The sequence below is a fragment of the Bradyrhizobium sp. T-1 genome (genome assembly GCF_053592855.1).
This window is the reverse complement of sequence record NZ_CM132115.1, coordinates 2,219,979-2,238,007: the sequence shown is the minus strand read 5'-3', so window position 1 is coordinate 2,238,007 and position 18,029 is coordinate 2,219,979. Positions and strand designations below refer to the sequence as shown.

General features: G+C 65.2%; 16 protein-coding genes. 5 read left to right on the top strand and 11 right to left on the bottom strand.

The window, feature by feature from the left end:
- Positions 1–58 precede the first annotated feature (58 nt).
- The gene (locus ACWAT4_RS10785) at positions 59–802 is read left to right on the top strand and encodes a sulfite exporter TauE/SafE family protein (protein ID WP_212447484.1); all 744 of its coding nucleotides are present in this window, start codon (positions 59–61) and stop codon (positions 800–802) included.
- 13 nt (positions 803–815) lie between these two features.
- On the opposite strand, the gene ACWAT4_RS10780 is transcribed toward ACWAT4_RS10785, so the two are convergent.
- The 5 genes from ACWAT4_RS10780 to ACWAT4_RS10760 form a co-directional block, all read right to left on the bottom strand.
- The gene (locus ACWAT4_RS10780; protein ID WP_449730516.1) at positions 816–2,072 is read right to left on the bottom strand and encodes an O-antigen ligase family protein; all 1,257 of its coding nucleotides are present in this window, start codon (positions 2,070–2,072) and stop codon (positions 816–818) included.
- Positions 2,073–2,155: 83 nt separating this feature from the next.
- Positions 2,156–3,562, bottom strand: coding sequence for an MATE family efflux transporter (locus ACWAT4_RS10775; protein WP_212447486.1), 1,407 nt, complete (start codon positions 3,560–3,562; stop codon positions 2,156–2,158).
- A gap of 65 nt (positions 3,563–3,627) precedes the next feature.
- The gene (locus tag ACWAT4_RS10770; RefSeq protein WP_449730515.1) at positions 3,628–5,427 is read right to left on the bottom strand and encodes an ABC transporter ATP-binding protein; all 1,800 of its coding nucleotides are present in this window, start codon (positions 5,425–5,427) and stop codon (positions 3,628–3,630) included.
- A 413-nt stretch (positions 5,428–5,840) separates the two neighbouring features.
- Positions 5,841–7,427 (bottom strand): DHA2 family efflux MFS transporter permease subunit, encoded by a 1,587-nt coding sequence (locus ACWAT4_RS10765; protein WP_449730514.1) that lies wholly within the window; start codon positions 7,425–7,427, stop codon positions 5,841–5,843.
- 213 nt (positions 7,428–7,640) lie between these two features.
- A complete protein-coding gene (locus tag ACWAT4_RS10760) occupies positions 7,641–8,948 on the bottom strand; it encodes an HlyD family secretion protein (protein ID WP_212425354.1) in 1,308 nt (435 codons plus the stop codon).
- Between the two features lie 194 nt (positions 8,949–9,142).
- On the opposite strand from ACWAT4_RS10760, the gene ACWAT4_RS10755 reads away from it, so the two are divergent.
- Positions 9,143–9,778: a TetR/AcrR family transcriptional regulator gene (locus ACWAT4_RS10755; protein ID WP_212425353.1), complete on the top strand. Its 636-nt coding sequence runs from the start codon at positions 9,143–9,145 to the stop codon at positions 9,776–9,778.
- A 55-nt stretch (positions 9,779–9,833) separates the two neighbouring features.
- Positions 9,834–10,175 (top strand): DUF6665 family protein, encoded by a 342-nt coding sequence (locus ACWAT4_RS10750; RefSeq protein WP_449730513.1) that lies wholly within the window; start codon positions 9,834–9,836, stop codon positions 10,173–10,175.
- A 4-nt stretch (positions 10,176–10,179) separates the two neighbouring features.
- On the opposite strand, the gene ACWAT4_RS10745 is transcribed toward ACWAT4_RS10750, so the two are convergent.
- From ACWAT4_RS10745 to ACWAT4_RS10730, 4 genes are all read right to left on the bottom strand, one after another.
- Positions 10,180–10,770, bottom strand: a complete 591-nt coding sequence (locus ACWAT4_RS10745; protein ID WP_212425351.1) for a histidine phosphatase family protein — start codon at positions 10,768–10,770, stop codon at positions 10,180–10,182.
- Positions 10,771–10,906: 136 nt separating this feature from the next.
- The gene (locus tag ACWAT4_RS10740; RefSeq protein WP_449730512.1) at positions 10,907–12,106 is read right to left on the bottom strand and encodes an extensin-like domain-containing protein; all 1,200 of its coding nucleotides are present in this window, start codon (positions 12,104–12,106) and stop codon (positions 10,907–10,909) included.
- A 323-nt stretch (positions 12,107–12,429) separates the two neighbouring features.
- Positions 12,430–12,762, bottom strand: a complete 333-nt coding sequence (locus ACWAT4_RS10735; RefSeq protein ID WP_449730511.1) for a hypothetical protein — start codon at positions 12,760–12,762, stop codon at positions 12,430–12,432.
- Between the two features lie 100 nt (positions 12,763–12,862).
- Positions 12,863–13,723, bottom strand: a complete 861-nt coding sequence (locus ACWAT4_RS10730) for a DUF2147 domain-containing protein (RefSeq protein ID WP_449730510.1) — start codon at positions 13,721–13,723, stop codon at positions 12,863–12,865.
- 184 nt (positions 13,724–13,907) lie between these two features.
- On the opposite strand from ACWAT4_RS10730, the gene ACWAT4_RS10725 reads away from it, so the two are divergent.
- The gene (locus ACWAT4_RS10725; protein WP_449730509.1) at positions 13,908–14,693 is read left to right on the top strand and encodes a DUF2147 domain-containing protein; all 786 of its coding nucleotides are present in this window, start codon (positions 13,908–13,910) and stop codon (positions 14,691–14,693) included.
- A 302-nt stretch (positions 14,694–14,995) separates the two neighbouring features.
- Positions 14,996–16,447 carry a FecR domain-containing protein gene (locus ACWAT4_RS10720; protein WP_449731192.1) on the top strand — a complete coding sequence of 484 codons (1,452 nt, stop codon included), beginning with the start codon at positions 14,996–14,998 and terminating at the stop codon, positions 16,445–16,447.
- Between the two features lie 72 nt (positions 16,448–16,519).
- On the opposite strand, the gene ACWAT4_RS10715 is transcribed toward ACWAT4_RS10720, so the two are convergent.
- Positions 16,520–17,086 (bottom strand): NUDIX hydrolase, encoded by a 567-nt coding sequence (locus ACWAT4_RS10715; protein ID WP_212298934.1) that lies wholly within the window; start codon positions 17,084–17,086, stop codon positions 16,520–16,522.
- A 69-nt stretch (positions 17,087–17,155) separates the two neighbouring features.
- Entirely contained in the window at positions 17,156–18,019 is an 864-nt protein-coding gene (asd, locus tag ACWAT4_RS10710) for an archaetidylserine decarboxylase (RefSeq protein WP_212447494.1), read from the bottom strand.
- Between the last annotated feature and the right edge of the window lie 10 nt (positions 18,020–18,029).

The window sequence follows — 18,029 nt, the reverse complement described above, 5'->3', positions numbered from 1 at the left end:
CTATGCGCCATCAGGCGATCGCGGCTCGGGATTGTCCGCAACCGACAGGAATTCATTTGTGGAAACATTCACTTACGCGCTGATCCTGTTCGGCGCGCTGGCCGGCGGATTTGTCTCGGGGCTCGCCGGATTCGGTACGGCGCTGATGGCGCTCGGCATCTGGCTCTACGTGCTACCGCCCTCGCTCGCGGTGCCCCTGGTGCTGATCTGCTCGGTGATCGCGCAGACCTCGACACTGCCGTCGATGTGGAAGAGCTTCGACCTCTCGCTGGTGTGGCCGTTCCTGATCGGCGGGCTGATCGGCGTGCCGCTCGGAACCATGCTGGTCGCCTCCGCCGATCCAAAAGTGTTCAAGCTCAGCGTCGGCGTGCTGCTGCTGATCTTCTCGAGCGCGCTCTACTTCAACAAGAAGCAGTTCGCCATCACCTTCGGCGGCCGCATCGCCGACGGTGCGATCGGCTTTGCCGGCGGCATTCTGGGCGGCCTCGCCGGATTGTCGGGACCGCTGCCGATCCTGTGGGCCAACATCCGCGGCTGGAACAAGCACGAGCGGCGCGGCATCTTCCAGCTGTTCAATTTCACGGTGCTCGCCACCGCGCTGGTGCTGCAGACGGCCTCGGGCCTGGTCGCATTCAAGGTGGTCTGGCTCGCGATGGTCGCATTCCCGGGCACGCTGATCGGCGCCTGGGCCGGCGCGCGCGTCTATCACGCGCTGAGCGACAAGCATTTCGGCGATGTCGTGCTCGGCCTGCTGTTCCTGTCGGGCCTTACTCTCGTCTGGAACAGCATCGGCGCGCTTTGACTTCTATCTTTGCCTACTTCGCCAGCGCCAAGCCGCCGGCGACACCGACGCCGAGCACATAGATCCAACCCGGCGCAAAGTCGAACAGATGGGAGTTCAGCAGCGAGGACAGCATATTCTGCACCACGACCAGCAGGCCTATCCAACAGGCCAGCCCCTCACCGCGGAACATCAGCAAATGCGCAAACCACAGCGCATAGAGAACGAGGACGCCCAGGACGCCCCATTGCACGGCCACGCTCAAGGTCTGATTATGCGGATTGCTGACGATCTCTCCGCGCAGCGGATCGTCGTGCGGGTCAGCCGCCACGCTTGCGAACAGACCGCGGATCGAGCCGGTGCCGTGACCGATCAGCGGCGCATCGGCGATGAATCCCAGCGACTTCCGCCAATATTCCAGACGTGAGCCCATGCCGCTCACCTTCTTGTCCTGCGCACTCATCTCATAGTCGCCCTGGAACTTCGCAACGGTCGCGCGCAGATGCGGCGAGACGGACCAGAGAGCGACCGCAACCAGAATCATCCCGCTCGCGGCCAGCAAGGCCTTACGCCAGCGCAGATGCAGCAGCGCGAACACAGCGACCAGGATCGGCAGCGTCACCAGCGCCGTGCGCGAGACCACGACGAAAATCATGTTGACGAGAAAGCCGAGCAACAACGCTGCGAGCAGCGTCGCGATGCGGGTGCGGCCTTCACGAAACAGCGTCACGATCGGATAGACCAGCGCGATCGCGCAGAGCCCGAATTCCTGGCTCTGGTCGATATAGTTACGCACGGCGACGCCGCTCTCGACCTTGTAGGGTCCGCGCGACAGATAGAGCTTCAGCGACCAATCAGCGTCGATCGCGACGGCAAAGGAGTACAGCATCAGCAGCGCGCAGGAGGCGAGAAAGGCCGCGAACACCCAGTTGCCGAAGGGCCAACGCTCGAACTGATAGATCAGGAGCGGGATCACCAGGAGCTTCAACACCGGCCCGATTGCGTGCAGCCTTTCCGGCCAGGACACGTCGGACCAGAGCGTTCCGACAAGGGCGAGACCCACCAGCGCGATCGGCAGCAGGCAGACCGGGCGGAGTAGCGAACGCGGAAACTCACGCAGATCAACAAAGGCGAAAGCGATCAGCCAGGGGATCAGCGCGAATGTCACACCCGTCGTCGTCCACGGCAGCAACAACGCGACCAGCGCGACGAAACGTGCCGGTGTGCGATAGCGCGCCGCCCAGATCGCGGAGAGCATGGACGGTCGCTGCTCGTTCAAGACCTCGGTCATTCCCATTCCATGCAGGCGCGCACGATCCCGCGGCCCGGCAAACTAGCCGGAGCCGCGGGTGGGCGACAAGCGTGGATGCGCCGCTACGCGGGCTCCCGCACCGGCGGCGCAATGGATTCGGGCGTCGCCTGCTTCGGAGCGTCCGCCTGCTGGCGCGGGACCAGGCGTTTCCTGAACTCGCGGCGCAGCAACCACAGGCTCTGGACGGCCTGGAGCGTTGTCGCTGCGTTCGACAGATACCAGACATACTCGATCCGAAAACCCGGCCGCGTCGACAGAAAAATAGCCGGCAGCGAATAAGTGAGGACGCGCGTTGCCGAGCTCCACAATACCGGCTTGGTGTTGCCGAGCCCCTGAAACATGCTGGAGCAGGTGAAGATCAACCCCTGCGCCACCATGTTCAGCGAGATCATCTTCAGAAACAGCAACGCAACCCTCATTGTCTCCGGGTCATTCGAGAAGCCGGCAAGCAACAGTCCGGGCGCGAGCTGCACGAAGATCGTGAGCACGAACATCACGACGGTCGCAATCAGCGCCGCCCTGACGAACGTCTCCCGCACCCGCTCGCTGTTCCCCGCACCGAAATTCTGGCCGACAATCGGCCCCGCCGCGAGAGCGACGGCAAGGGCCGGCATCTGGATCAAGCCGATGAGGCGCGTGCCGATGCCAAAACCTGCCTGAGCGGCAGGACCAAGATCGCGCAGCACGTAATAGATCGCGGCCATGAAGATGAAGATCATCGCGAACTCCCCACCCGCGGGCAGGCCGACATTGAGGATCCGCCTCCACTGCCGCAGCTGCGGACGCCATTGCGCTGGATGGAAGGCGACATAGCGCTCCAGCCTGCTAAAATAGGCGAACAGCATCAGCACGCCGATGAAGACGGCGATCGAGCTTGCGAGGCCCGCTCCGGCGACACCGAACGCGTGCCCCGTACCCCAGCCCGTGATCAGCACCGGTGCCAGCGCGATATTGATGAGCACCGCAAGCACCTGCACCAGCATGCTCGGCCGCACGATGCCAGTGGCCCGCAGCGCAGCCCCCATCACCTGCGTGATGAATTGCAGCGCCAGCGCCGGCACGAACCAGTGAAAATAGGTGGCTCCAGCGTCGATCGTGGCCTCGTCGACCGCGATCGCGCGCATATAAGGGCGCGCCAGTGCGAGGCCGGCGAGCAGCGTCAACAACCCGAACAGCACCGACAGCACGACCGACTGGTTGAAGATGAGATTGGCGTCGTCACGATCCTTGCGGCCCACGGCATGCGAGACCAGCGCCACCGTGCCGACGCCGAGCACCTGCATCAGCCCGTTGACGAGAAAGCCGGCATTGCCGGCCGCCGCGACGCCGGCCACCGCGGCATCGCCCAGCCCGGACACGAAGTAGAGGTCGACCAGCTGACAGATCATGATCGTGATCATGCCGACCACGATCGGTGGCGCCATGCTCAGGATGTGGCCCACGATGGAGCCGCGCGTCAGGTCCTTCATCTCATTCACCCTTCACGGATTCCTTCGGCCGCGTGACGGCAGGACTTGCGCCCCGCCGCCGCGCGTCATTCCGCTGCTGCGATATGCCCGAGCTCCACCACCTGGCGCTCGAACAGGCTGCGATAGATGCCTCCTGGCTTGCCCGCGAGCAGAGCGTGCGTGCCCTGTTCGACGATCTCGCCGTGGTCGAACACCAGGATGCGATCAAGGCTGCGCACCGTCGACAACCGGTGTGCGATCACGATCGAGGTGCGGCCCTTCATCAGCCGCTCCATCGCCTGCTGGATCAGCGCCTCCGATTCCGAGTCGAGGCTCGAGGTTGCCTCGTCCAGGATCAGCACCGGCGCATCGGCCAGGAAGGCGCGCGCCAGCGCCACACGCTGCCGCTCGCCGCCCGAGAGTTTGACGCCGCGCTCGCCGACCAGCGTGCCGTAGCCCTTCGGCAAACGCAGGATGAAGTCGTGCGCATTCGCCAGCCGCGCCGCCTGCTCGATCGCCTCGAGGCTGGCACCGGGCCGGCCATAGGCGATGTTCTCCGCAAGCGAGCGGTGAAACAGGATCGGGTCCTGCTGCACGATCGCAATCTGGCTGCGCAGCGATTGCTGCGTGGCCTTCGCGATATCCTGCCCGTCGATCAGCACGCGGCCGCCGGTGACGTCGTACAGCCGCTGCACCAGCTTGACGAACGTCGTCTTGCCGGAGCCGGAGCGGCCGACGAGGCCGACACGTTCGCCGGCGCGGATCCTGACCGACAGCCCGTCATACAGCGGCGCGCGATGGCCGCCATAATGGAACGTGACGTCGTCGAACACGATCTCGCCGCCCTCGATCGCGATCGGCCGCGCATCGACGGCATCCGCGATGCCGATCGGCTCGTCATGGATCGCCACCAGCTCCTCCATGTCGTTGACCGAACGCTGGAGGTTGTTGATGTGCATGCCGACATCCCGCAAGTAAGCGTGGATGACGTAGTAGCTCGTCAGCACATAGGTGACGTCGCCGGGCGAGGCATGCCCGTACATCCACAGCAGCACCGAGCCGCCGATCACGGAGCCCCGCAGGCATAGCAGCAGCGAGAGCTGCGCCATGGCGGTGTAGTTGTAGCGAAACCAGGTCCGCCGCACCTGCACGCGCCAGCGCATGATGACGCGGGCCAGCCGCGCATCCTCCCGAGCTTCCGCGCCAAAGGACTTCACCACCGCATTGCATGTCAGCGCGTCCGCCAGCGTGCCGCCGACCTTGGTGTCCCAGGCATTGGAGACACGCGCGGCCGGCGCGATGTAGCGGGTCGAGAACAGCACCGTCATGGTGACATAGAGAAGCGCGCCGAGCGCGATCACTGCGCCGAGCGAAGCCCAGTGCACGCCGAGCAGGATCATCGATCCGATCAGGACGGCCAGTGACGGCAGCAGCGCCAGCAAGATGGTGTCGTTGAGCAGGTCTAGCGCCCACATGCCGCGCGTGACCTTGCGCACGGTCGAGCCCGCAAAGGAGTTGGCGTGCCAGTCGGTCGAGAAGCGCTGCACGCGCAGAAACGCGTCTTGCGCGACGTCGGACATGATCTTCAGCGTGAACGGCACGATCACCTGCAGGCCACTCAGGCGCAACACCATCGACGCCGCACCCAGCACCACGATGCCACCCAGCGCCACCAGCGCGGCATGACGGGCATCGGGCTCGGACGGGCCGCGCGTCAGCGCATCGACCAGATGCCCGGAGAACACCGGCATGAATAGGTCGGCGACCGTTGCGCCGAGCAGGCCCACCGCGATGGCAAGCGTGCGCCCCGGCTGCTTCAGCCAGTGCCGGAACACGAAGGGCAAGACCACGCGAATAGCCGCGGGCTTCCTTGAAAGAGCGGTCATGACATCATCCGGCCGCTGTCGGCGCGGGCCGGCTCCATCGATGGACGCAAGCCGGCCGCGAGGGCCGAGACGGCGTCACTTAAAACTGACTTTGACTTGGGAAGCGGAGCGATCGGGACGTTTGGGCAAAACCCTGGCCCAATCGAAGCTGGCGGAAGCGACCTCTAGCAGGTCGAAAAATTACCGAGCCAGACCATCATCGAGCGCGGAAACGCGATCTGCGAATGCGACGAAATCATGCAAATCTCTCCCCGGTTCGATTGAATGAGGTGCGCTTTATAGATGTATGATTCGCGTTTTGCAACGCCTCCCGCGCGAGATCACGCACGAGTGTTGCATTTTGGTGCGACGCGCCCGGTCCTGATGCGCAATTGCTCATTTGGCCGGGCGACGACACCGTATGCGTGGCTCGCTCAGTGCGCGTCGCCGCCACCGCCGAACGGCGAGGCCGGCTTGTTCAGCAGCGTAACCAGCACGCTGAGGCCCAGATAGAACAGTGTCAGGATGAAGAACGCGTCGCCAAAGCTCATCACCACGGCCTGACGGTGCACGATCTGGCTGAGCTGCTTCATCGCCATCAGCGAGGAATCGCCGAGCCCCTGGAATTTCTGCATCAGCATGGTCAGGGTTTCGGTTGCGGTTGCATTGCCCCAGGTCACGCGCTCCTGCAGACGCGCGATGTGCAAGTCGGCGCGATCGTTAAGCACGGTGTTGATGACGGCGAGCCCGACCGCACCGCCGAGATTGCGCATCAAATTGAACAGGCCGCTCGCATTCTTCACCTTGTCAGGTGGCAGCGTGCCAAGCGCGATGTTGTTGGTCGGCACCATCGCGAACATCATGCCGATGCCGCGCAGGATCTGCGGCACGAGCAGCTCGTAGAAATCGTAATCGCGCGTGATCCAGGTCATCTGGTAGGAGCCGATCGCGAACACGATCAGGCCGAATGCAATCATGTAGCGCATGTCCAGGCTCGCCATCAGCCGGCCGACCAGCGGCGCGACCAGGAACATGGTGATGCCCGAGACGAACATGGTCTCGCCGATCATCAGCGCGCTGTAGCCGCGCACCTCGGCGAGATAGCGCGGATAGATGTAGGTCAGGCCGTAGAGGCCGATGCCGATGCAGAATTGCAGCATGGAGCCGACGGCGAAATTGCGATTGGTGAAGGTGCGCAGATTGACGATCGGTTCGGCGGCCGTGAATACGCGCACGAAAAAGGCAATCGCCGAGACGGCGCAGATCCAGGCGCAGATCGCCACCGACGTGTCCTGCAGCCATTCATATTGCGGGCCTTCTTCCAGCACGTATTCCAGCGTGCCGAGGAAGCCGGCCATGAAGATCAGGCCCCACCAGTCGAAGCGATCGAGCAATTCGAAATGCGGCTCGTCGAAATCCACCAGCGCCCACACGCCGAGGGTGATACCGATGCCGGGCACGACGTTGATGAAGAACAGCCAGTTCCACGACATCAAATCGGTGATGTAGCCGCCGACGGTCGGTCCGATCGTGGGAGCCAAGGTCGCAACAAGCCCGATGATGGGGCCGACGATGTGGAATTTCGACCGCGGAAACACCGTGTAGGCCGAGGCGAACACCGTCGGGATCATGCCGGCGCCGAGAAAGCCCTGAAGCGCGCGCCAGAGGATCATCTCTTCGATGGTCGTGGCGAAGCCGCACAGCAGGCTCGACATCGTGAAGCCGGCGGCCGAGATCGCAAACAGCAGCCGCGTGCCGAAGGCGCGCGACAGGAATCCGGAGAGCGGGATCGCGATCACTTCGGCGATCAGATAGGCGGTCTGGACCCAGGAGACCTCGCTCGAGCTCGCCAACAGGCCGGCCTGGATTTCGCTCAGGGAGGCCGAGACGATCTGAATGTCCAGGATCGACATGAACATCCCGAACACCATGATGATGAAAGCGAACAGCCGCTTCGGCGCGATGCGCTCCGAGGCGGGGGCCGCCATCATGGCAGGTGAAGCAGTCGTGGCGTTCGCCATGTTTTCAGCTCAGGTTGGAGCAGGCTGCGAGTTGGGTGCACCTCTCCCGCTTGCGGGAGAGGTCGGATCGCATCGAAGAGGCGATCCGGGTGAGGGCTTTCTCCTCTTGGGAAGTCTCCCTGGAGGAGAGACCCTCTCCCCAACCCTCTCCCGCAAGCGGGAGAGGGAGCGCACCTGCATGAGAGGCTGCGCCGCGGCTCATATCGCCACGTCCTACTGCGGATGGATCATGGTGGGATCGTCGAGATCGATCTCGCTGTCGGCGTCGGCGGCGCCCTTGTTGGTGTCGACGGTCGCGTAGACCGACATGCCGGCGCGGAGCAGGTTCTGCTTCGCGACCGCCTTCGGCACGCGGATCCGAACCGGCACGCGCTGCACGATCTTGGTGAAGTTGCCGGTGGCGTTGTCAGGCGGCAGCAGCGTGAACACCGAGCCCGCGCCGGCCGCGATGCTGTCGACGACACCGGAGAATTTGCGCATGCCGTAGGCATCGACCTTGATCGTCACCGGCTGGCCGGGACGAATGCGCTTGAGCTGCGTCTCCTTGAAATTGGCGTCGATATAGACGTCGTCGAGCGGCACGACATTGCCGAGGCGCTGGCCGACGGCGACGAAGTCGCCGGCGTTGACGAGGCGGTTGGAGAAGATGCCGTCGACCGGCGCGCGCACCGCCGTGAAAGCAAGGTCGCGCTCGGCCTTGGCGAGCGTGGTCTTGAGCTCGGCGAGCTGCGCCTGGGCTTCGGCCTTCTGCGCCTTGGCGACATCGACATTGCTCACCGCCACGTCGTAGGCGGCCTGCGCGGCCTTGACCGCGGCCGCCCCCTGGTCGCGACCCGCTTCCGAGGTCTCGAAGGTGGCGCGCGAGGCAAACCCCTTGTTGCTCAGCGCCTGCTGGCGCTCATAGTCGAGATCGGCGCGCTTGAGGCCCGCTTCCGCCGAGACGAGCTGCGCCTTGGCCTGCGCGACCTGGCTGTCGAGCGCCGCGATCTGGCGGCCGATGCGATCGATGGTGGCCTGCTGGGTCGCGATCCGGGTCGCGGCGGCGTCGACCGCGATCTTGTAGTCGCCGTCGTCGATGCGCAGCACGGTGTCGCCGGCGTGCACTAGCGTGTTGTCAGGGGCCAGGATCGAGGAGATATGGCCGGCCACGCGCGCGCCCAGCATCGTGTTGTTGGCGCGGACATAGGCGTCGTCGGTGGAGACGAAGAAGCGGCCCACCAGCGTATAGTAGCCGGCATAGCTTGCCGCCGCGAGCGCCAGCACGAGGCCGATGCCCATCATGACGAATTTGCGCTTGCCGGATTTTGGCGCGGCAGCGGCTGGCGCGGACGGGGCCGGCTGGTCGGTCACGGGCTTCTCCGGAGCCTCGCCGGTGCGGCGCTTGGTCTCTTCGACCACATGAGAGCGCAGCTGTTCGGCGAGGGCTATTGCCTTCCCGGTCCCAGCTTCACCGTCTGCCGGCGTCGTCTCCACCGCTTCCTGCCGGAGGACGCGCGCAGCCTGGTCTCTCGATGTGGCCATCAAGGCCTCCCCCATAAACGCGATCCGGGGCAGCCGTCGCACGGCCGCTTTCCCGCTCGCCCATCCCAAATACCATTGACCGAACGGTTCGGTCAATATACTTAATATTCCCGGGCGGACCCTATTGGCCCGAATCCTTTATTTGGGTTTCATGCTTCGACCCCGATCCGAAAACCTTCCGAGACGCTGAACCAATGGTTGTAGCCGGCCCTGAACCTCTGCGCGTCCTCCAGGAGGAGGACAGTTCGAAGCGCCGCCAAATTCTGGCCGGCGCCCGTAAGGTGTTCATGGATCTCGGTTTTGACGGGGCCAGCATGGGCGAGATTGCGCGCGCGGCCGGCGTCTCCAAGGGCACGCTCTACGTTTACTTCGCCGACAAGAGCGCGCTGTTCGAAGCCATCCTCGAGGAGGAAGCGCTGTTTCACGGCCAGGTCGCGTTCAACTTCGACCCCGCCCGCGACGCCGAGACCACACTGAAGGATTTCGGCCAGGCTTATCTGCATCTGCTCTGCCGGCCCGGCGGCGGATCGGCGATCCGCACCGTGATGGCAATCGCCGAGCGCATGCCCGACGTCGGACGCCGCTATTATTTGCGCGTGCTGGACAAGACCATCAACCGGCTGTCCGAATATCTCAAAGCCCATGTCGCCTCGGGCGATCTTGAGATCGACGATTGCGACCTGGCCGCTTCGCAGTTCATGGAACTATGCAAGGCCTCACTCTTCCTGCCGTTCGTCTTCCAGGCCGCGCCGCCGCCATCGGAGGAGCGCATGAACGAAGTGATCGACAGCGCGACGCGGATGTTCCTGGCCGCATACAAGGCGAAGTGAGCGGCAGCCGCCCGCGCGTTGCGCAGCGGAAACGCGCGGCACTATATTGAGTGCCATGTCCCGTGATCTTCGCCCGCCGGTCGATATCCTCCATTACGAGATCGTCCAGGAACAGGCCTCCGCGCTTGGACGCCTGGGCCGCACGCTCGAGCAGGCGCTCGCGCAGTTGCGCGAATTCGATGCCGCCCGCGCGCTGCCGGAGACGCCGGCCGCGATGCAGCCGGAAAGGCGCAAGCTGGTGATGGAGGCCGGCCAGGCGCTCTGGATGTTCGTGGTGCAACGCGAGGCGACCGGCCTGCGCGACAGCCGCCACATCATGCGGACCTACGACGTCCCGGCCGAGGTGCAGCGCTGCATGGGGCTGGCGCCTGCGCCGTCGAAGCCGGCCTCGACATGATGCTCTAGCTCGGCAGAGCCTCTTCCATCTTGCGCCAGCCATGCAGGACCTGACGCGGCTGCCGCGCAAGGGCGAAGGCATGGCCGCCGCCGGCCGGCTGATCATGGATGCGATCGATGGGATGGCCGGCATAATGGCACAACAGCAGCGTGCCGACGGCGCCGTGACCGACGAAAAGAACATCGCCCGGCCGATTGCGTGCCAGCACCGCTTCGGCTTCACGCACGATGCGCGCCTGCGCGTCGATCGCGCGCTCCCAGCCGCGGACGCTGAGATGCGGCTCCGCAAAAAACCGATCGGCGACCTCCTCGAACTCGTCCGGCCTCAGAAAACCGGTCGCCGAGCGATCGTTCTCATGCATGGCCTGGCGGATCTCGATCATGATGCCGAGCCTGCCGGCAATGATCTCCGCCGTCTCGATCGCCTTGCGCTCGCCGCTGGAGACGATCTGCGTGGTGCGCGCAAGCCAGTCGACGTTCGCGATCGCCTCGGTCCGCGTGCGCCCGACCGGGCTGAGGCTCCATTGCGGCACCGGCACGGCAGGATCGATTTGCACCTGCGGATGGGTGAGATAGCGGACGATATCGGCGGGCATGATGGATCTCTGTCTCTCCTCGTCATTGCGAGGAGCCCTTGCGACGAAGCCATCCAGACTGCCGCTGCGGTGACAATCTGGATTGCTTCGCTACGCTCGCAATGACGGCGGGAGGACGATTTTAGCAAGACAACGGCTAGTCGTCCGAGAACTCGTCTTCCTCGTTGATCTTGTCGCGCTTGCTCTTGTGCGCGCCGAGCGAGCCGGTCACGTAAGGATCGCGTGAATTCGCGTAAGGGTTCCGCCGCTGTGCGCGCGCGGCGACCTCCTCGCCGGAGACCGCGGCCGGCTGGCAGATCAGGCGGCGGCTGGCGCGGCGCATCAGATCGACGTGGATGTGATCGTAGTGATAGACGTTCGAGCCCGGCGCCAGCACCGTGGTGAAATGCGCGCATGCACCCGACTGGACGTCGCGCAAGAACCCCTGCTCTTCGGGCATGCCGTGCCAGCCGTCCTTCACGGTGATGCGGCGGCCATCGGCGAGCACGAAGGCGGCGACGTCGAGCGCGTTGCCGAAGGCGTGCTCGGAGATATGGGCGTGCGGATTGCCGTTCATGCCGCGACAGGAATAGGCGGAGATCTGCTTGATCTCGACCACGCGAGCACCGAACCAGCGCATCGCCGACGGCTGTACGCTGTCGGCGAACCAGCGGTCGAGCTCGGACACAATCGGACAGGCGAGCGTCGCCGTCGGCTTCACCGCGACGGGACCGACCGCGGTGACGGGATTGCCTTGCGCTGGACCGAGCCGCGGCAGCGCTTGTTGAGTCGGCGCCTGTGAATACGGCGCCGGACCGGGCTGCCGCGCAGGATAGCTCGGCGCATTCATGTAGCGCGCTACACCCGCGGCATCAGTGCCCTCGGGCGGCAAATCGATCTCGTCGTCCTGGGGCGCCACGCCGGGCGCGCTGAGTGATACCGGGCCTGAAGAGGCGCCATAGCCGGCGGGCTGGCGCACTGCGCTCTCGGGATAGTTCGACCGCTGCGGATAGTTGGATGCCGGATAATTCGATTGCGGCTGGCTCACCGGCCAGCGCGGCTGGTTGCCGACATTGCCGGGCGGACGCAGTTCCTCGTCGGCAAAACCGTAGCTGCTCGAACCCTCACCGATGGCCGCGACCTTCAGCGGGAACTCGGCGCCGCACATGCCGGGACCGGAGATCGGATCGATCCGGACGATGTCGGCACTTTCCTTCACGGCGCCCGATTTCAGGCACGCCGCTTCGGCCTCGGCTCGCCACGGTTCACGTTCGGCCTGGAAGAAGCCGCGTCCGCAACCCGCGAGCGAAACAAGGACGATGGAGCCGACGAGATACAAACGAACTCCGCGCGTCATGCGCGCACGTTCGGTGAATTTACTTAAAGACTCTTCAACATGTTGATTTCAGCTTTCCTTTACCATGACGCTCCCACCGCCGCAGATGAACGACAGCGACGCTGACTTTTTTCGAAGGTGGGTTTCTGTTAACCATGATGCCCAGAGGGAGTAATCCCAAGAGCCGTCCCAGGGAGCAACGCCATGATGTTCGTCGGGAGACTGAGCGTTATTACCGCGTACCTCGCCATGGCCTTCGTCGGCGCCATCGTGCTCGGCATGATCTAGCAACGTCCATCGACCTGATCGCAGGGATCGCCCGGCGGCCGGGCGTCTTGCGTTGCTCAGAAGTTCGAGCAGTCCGATCCGGTGATGCCGCCGATCTTGAAATCGCGACACATCATGCCGGGATTATCAGGATCGGGATAGCGATCATCCTTCTGGCGCACGGTGTGGCTGAAGCGCCAGCCGCGCTGGCGCATGCAGCGCTTGTACGCTGCCGACGTCGCGGTGCCGTTCTGCGGCGCGCCGAATTGCGCATCGCAGAAGGAGCTGTCGACATTGAGCGCGTCGTCGCCGCGCTTCTGCTTCAGCACATTGGTCCAGATGTCGGTGTCGGCGTGAGCCGGGATCGCGCTGCCGATCAGCAGCGCAGCGATGAGGCTGAGACGTTTCATCAGCGATCTCCTGCAGGCGTCGTCAGCCATCGGTCGCGTGCAAGCAAGATGCAGGTTCGGTACGAGACGATTACAAATCGGACAGGAGAGACGCGTTGCCCTACGACCGCGCGTCCCACTGCCGCGACGTCGTGATCAGCTGCTCCGGCCGCGCCTCGACCCGCGTCCAGTCATTGCCGGAGCACCAGAAGTGGCCGAGCGCGCAGGCTTCGACGTGGAGCGTGCCGGATCTCTTCAGCGTCATCGTCGCATAATAGGTATTGCCGCTGGAGCGGCTATAGATGTTGCCGGTCCAGACGTCGTGCGCTTTCGGCTTCATGTTGACCAGCACGCTCTCGCCCCGGGTCGATGCCTCGGTCAGCACGAAACCGCACAGCGCGGGGCCGCAGCGTTCGATGCGGACCGTGCCGTTGGCGCCGTCGCTCTCCCATTCGCCGAGCGGCATATAGGCCGTCTCGTCGTCACTGCGCGGTGAGATCGTCGTGGCCGGCATGATCTTGGGGTCCGGATTGGCGACCGGTGGCTCTGTCGGCGGCGGGGGAAGCGTCTTCGGCGGATCCAGGCGTGACAGCTCAACACGCGGCGGATTGGGGCTCAGCGCCTCGAGTTTTGGCGCCGGCGGCGGCACGACGGTCTGTGACGTCGCGGCGGCAAGCAACGGGGCGGACGGTGCGACGACCGTCGCTTGCGCCGGCCTGATCGAGGTAGCGGGATAAACCGGCTGTGGCGCCTGGACCACGGGTGCAGGCGTGGTTGGCGGGGCTGATGCCGCACCGCCATCGTCCGTCGTTCGCAGGGTTCGGCTTGAAACCGAAACACAGGCCGTCGATCGGCAGTTGCGCGGTGCCTCGACATAGAACCGATGGCCGCTGATCGTGAAGACATAGGAACCGGCCTGCGCCGCGGGCGCGATCGCCGTCAGTGCGATCAACGTAGCAGGTAAAATCGCAAGCCGTTTCATCGACGTCTCCCCTTCAGTCGCGAGGATGCTACGCAGGCGAAGGGCGGCCGAATGTGCGCTGGCTCACCTAGGCAGCCGTTGTGAGGTCCATCACAGAAGGCTTCGCGGCTTCGGCATAGGGTCGAACCACATCCGGTCCGCGACTCCAGTCCATATCGGGACCCCAGCCATTTCGGAGGTTGTCATGAACAAGCTCACCATCGCCGCCACCGCCCTCTTGCTCGCGTCGACCGCCGTTGCGCATGCCGGCAACGCGATCTCGTTCCAGATCGAAGGCCAGCGCATCCGCATCGAGACGCCGCGCAACTGCGCCTCGCTGGATTGCGTCACCATCGTGGCGCCGGGCCTGTCGAACAAGCCGATCAAGCTGAACAACATCAACCTCAACGGCCTAGGCTCGAAGGACGATGACGACACCACGCCTCCGGTGACGACGGCAAAGCCGGCACCGGCTCCGGTGCAGCAGCAGTCCGTCGCCCCGGCACCGGTGCAGGCCACCGCACCAGTCGCGCCCGCTGCTGCTCCTGCCGCTCCGGCCCCGGTCGTTGCCGCCGCACCGTCCGTCGACACGACCACGCCGCCTGCGCCGGTTGCAGCCCCTGCTCCGGTTGCCGCGCCCGCGCCGGTCGCCGCTGCTCCCGCTTATGCGCCGGTACCAGCGCCTGCTTCTGCTCCCGTGCAGGCCGCGAACACGCCGATCGGCGTCTGGGCCACTGAGGAGAACAAAGGCAACGTCCGCGTCGAACAGTGCGGCAGCAATCTCTGCGGCTATGCCGAGAAGACCAATGAGCGGATCCTGATCAACATGAAGCCCGACGGCGCCAAGTGGAGCGGCCGCATCCACGACCCCGATTCCGGCCGCAACTACGACTCGACGATCGCCATGAAGGGCCCGAACGCGATGCGCGTGCAGGGCTGCGCCTTCGGCGGCATGTTCTGCGGCGGCCAGACCTGGAAGCGAGTGAGCTGACGCGCGAAGCGCGTCATCCCGGGGCGATGCAAGCACCTGAGGATCTCCCGCGGCACGTACAAATCTTCGTCATGCCCGGCTTGTCCCGGGCATCCACGTTCTTCGTCCGACGCATCAAGACGTGAATGGCCGGGTCAAGCCCGGCCATGACGATGTGGAGAGGCCTGACCCCAGTCTAGCACCGCGCCCTTTGAACATCCGCCCGTCCTATGCGACAGATGTTCATCCGCCATTCAGCAATCTCCAGCTGATATCGGCCGATCTCGCCTCGTATTCTCACCGGGACCTCATTCGTGGCTTTGATGGTGGCTTGGCGCCGCGTCGTGTTTGCTTTGCCGCTGCTGGCGCTGCCGCTGGCCGGCGCGGACAGGGCGTGCGCGTCCGATGCAATCGAACTCGCGCAAGCGCAGACACAAGCGCAGCCGCAGGCCCAACCGACACCCGCGCCCTCGCCAGCCCCATCGGCCTCCCCTGCGCCGGCCGCCGATGCACAACCCGCGGCCGTTGAGCCGATCGGCAACGTCGCGACCGTGACGGGGATCGCGACCGTGATCCGCGACAAGAACTCATATCCGCTGAGAGTGCGTGACGACATCTATCTCAACGACGTCGTGCAGACCTCCTCGAACTCGTCGCTCGGCATCGCCTTCAACGACGCCACCACGTTCAACCTCTCCGCCAGCTCCAAGATCACCATCGACAATTACGTCTATGAGGACGGCGGCAAGCAGAATTCGGCGATCTTCGATGTCGGCAAAGGCACGGTCGCGTTCGTTGCCGCAGCCGTGGCGAAGACCGGCGACATGAAGATCGCGACGCCGACCGCGACGCTCGGCATCCGCGGCACCACCGGCGTCGTCGACGTGCCCGAGGGCGCGGCCGCGAGCAGCGCCAACAACGTCAACATCAAGCTCTATCCCGACGCCGACGGCCGGGTCGGCCATATCGAGGTCAACGACCGCGCCAGCGGCACGCGGCTCGGCGCGCTGACGCAGGCCTCGAGCGGCTTTGCGATCCGGCCGGGTGCGGCCGGCCCGGGCGGCATGCGCTTCGCCGCGGTGCCGATCACGATCCCGCCGCAGCAGATCGCGCGCGACCGCGGCTTCGTCAGCCAGGTTCACGCAGCGCAGACCACCGGCCGCCAGATCGTCACCGAGCAACGCGACTTCCGCCGCGCCAATCCGGCCGCGATCAGCCGCATTCCGCGGCCGGCGCAGCCGCCGCAGCAACAGCAATTGCGCCCGAATCCGGCGCCGAGCCAGCAGCCGCAGCGACCGAACGGACAACCGGGCCAGCCCGGTCAGAACAACCGTCCGGGCCAGCAGCCGCCGGGTGCGCCGGGTCGCCAAGGAACGCAACCGGGCACGCAGCAACCGCAGCGCCAAGGCGGCGGCGCCCAACCGAGTACGCCGCGCGCGGGCCAAGGTCCGCAGCAGCCCGGCCAGCAGGGCGCGGGACAGCCGGCCGCCCAGCCGCGCACCGGACAAGGCACGCAGCCCGGCGCCGCGCCGCAGACGCAGCCACAGCCACAGCGCAGCGGACAACCGCCGCAGCGGCCAGGCGCGATCACGCCCCAGCCGGGCACGACGCCACAGCCGCAAACGCCGCGCACCGGATTGCAGCCCGGCGGACAGCCGACCGCCCAGCCGCAGCAAGGCGCAGCGCCACGCCAGCCCGGCTTCCAGCAGCGCTTGCCCGCCGCGCCACGCAGAGCCGCGCCTGCACCGGCGCCAAAGGAAAAGAAGAAGCGATAGAGTCTGGTGTGCGCTGAAGCGCTCGGTGCGCTCCCTCGCTCCGCTCTTGCAGGGAGAGGTGAAAGAAAGATCTCACGCCTCGCCGCGCAGCCAGGCTCGCACCTTCTGCAGCAAACCGTGCCGCAGCTCATCGACGGAGGCGGCCTCAGCCGGCGTCAGCGTCTGCAAGGCCGCATCGATATCATCGGCGGCCAGTGTCGGCGTCGGCTCAGTTGCCGCAGGCGCAAGCCCGGCCGCCGCGACCGCGATCGGGCCGACCTGGGTGAGGAACGCGCGCTCATATTCGCGCGACAGGCGCGCCAGCGCGTCGTCCAGCGTCAGCCAGTCGACGGCCTTGATGTCGTTCATCAGCTTCCGGACCGGGCCGCCCTCAGCCTCCATCCGCCAGAAATGCACGACCTTGGAGCGGCCTCCCGACTGGTACACGAGCGTGCCCAGAAATTCGTGCATCGCAACGTCGTGACCGGTTTCCTCCAGCACCTCGCGATGCGCGGCCTGCTTCGGCGTCTCGCCGTCGTCGAGCTTGCCCTTGGGCAAAACCCATTCATTGCGCTTGCGCTGGCGCACGACCGCAATCAGCGGTGCGTCGCCCCGCCGCAGTACAATCCCACCCGCCGCCATCACCGGCGCCCGCGCCATCACCAATCCTGTCGTGCCGTCTCGTCGGCCCCGCCGACGATATAGGCGGCGGGGACGGCGGATTGAAGGCTAGTTTCTTTTCATCAGCGCTTGACCGGCGCGGATGCGCGTGCCTTCGGCGATGCCGTCACAGAACGAAAAGTCACCCGGTGTGAGGATGATGATGGTCGAGCCGTGCTCGAACCAGCCGAGCTCCTCGCCCTTGATCACGCTGACGTCGCAGGGGAAATTGACAGGTCCCTTCGTCTGCGCGTTCAGCACCATGTCGAGGAAGTGCAGACGGATGCTCGCGACCAGGATTGCGGCCACCGGCACCAGCGTCACGGCCTCGCCGGTCGACAAATGCGTGCGGATCACCGCGCGCTCGTTCTTGCAGAACAGCCGCTCGACCCGCTTGAGCGCGATCGGGTTGACGTTCCAGACATCGCCATGGATCAGCGTGACGCGCTCGATATGCGCATCATGGGGCGCGTGGAAGCGGTGATACATGCTCGAGGTCAGCCGCAGCGTCACGAAGCTTCCGTTGCGGTGCTGCTCGACCAGCGCGGGATCACCCAGCAGGTCGAGCAGCGAATAGGGCGCGCCCTTGACCTGAAACAGCTCGGTATCAGCGATCTTGCCGTGGGCACCGACGATGCCGTCCGAGGGACTGGCGACCACCGAAGGATCGGGATCGAACGGACGCAGGCCCGGCTTCAGCTCACGGGTAAAACAGTCGTGCAAGCTCTTGAAGTGGGTCTTACGCGCCTCCGACAGGTCGAGGTCGGAAAACAGCTTCCACAACGCGATCGAGACGTCCCGCACCAGCGGGTTCTCGATCTTGGAGAACCAGCCCATGAAGCGGGTCAGGCCTGCGCGCGGGATGCGGTTGGTCAACAGGAAGTTGAGGTCTTCCTGCTGGGTGAAAGAGGCGATGAGGGCTTTGACTGTCATGAATCTGTCA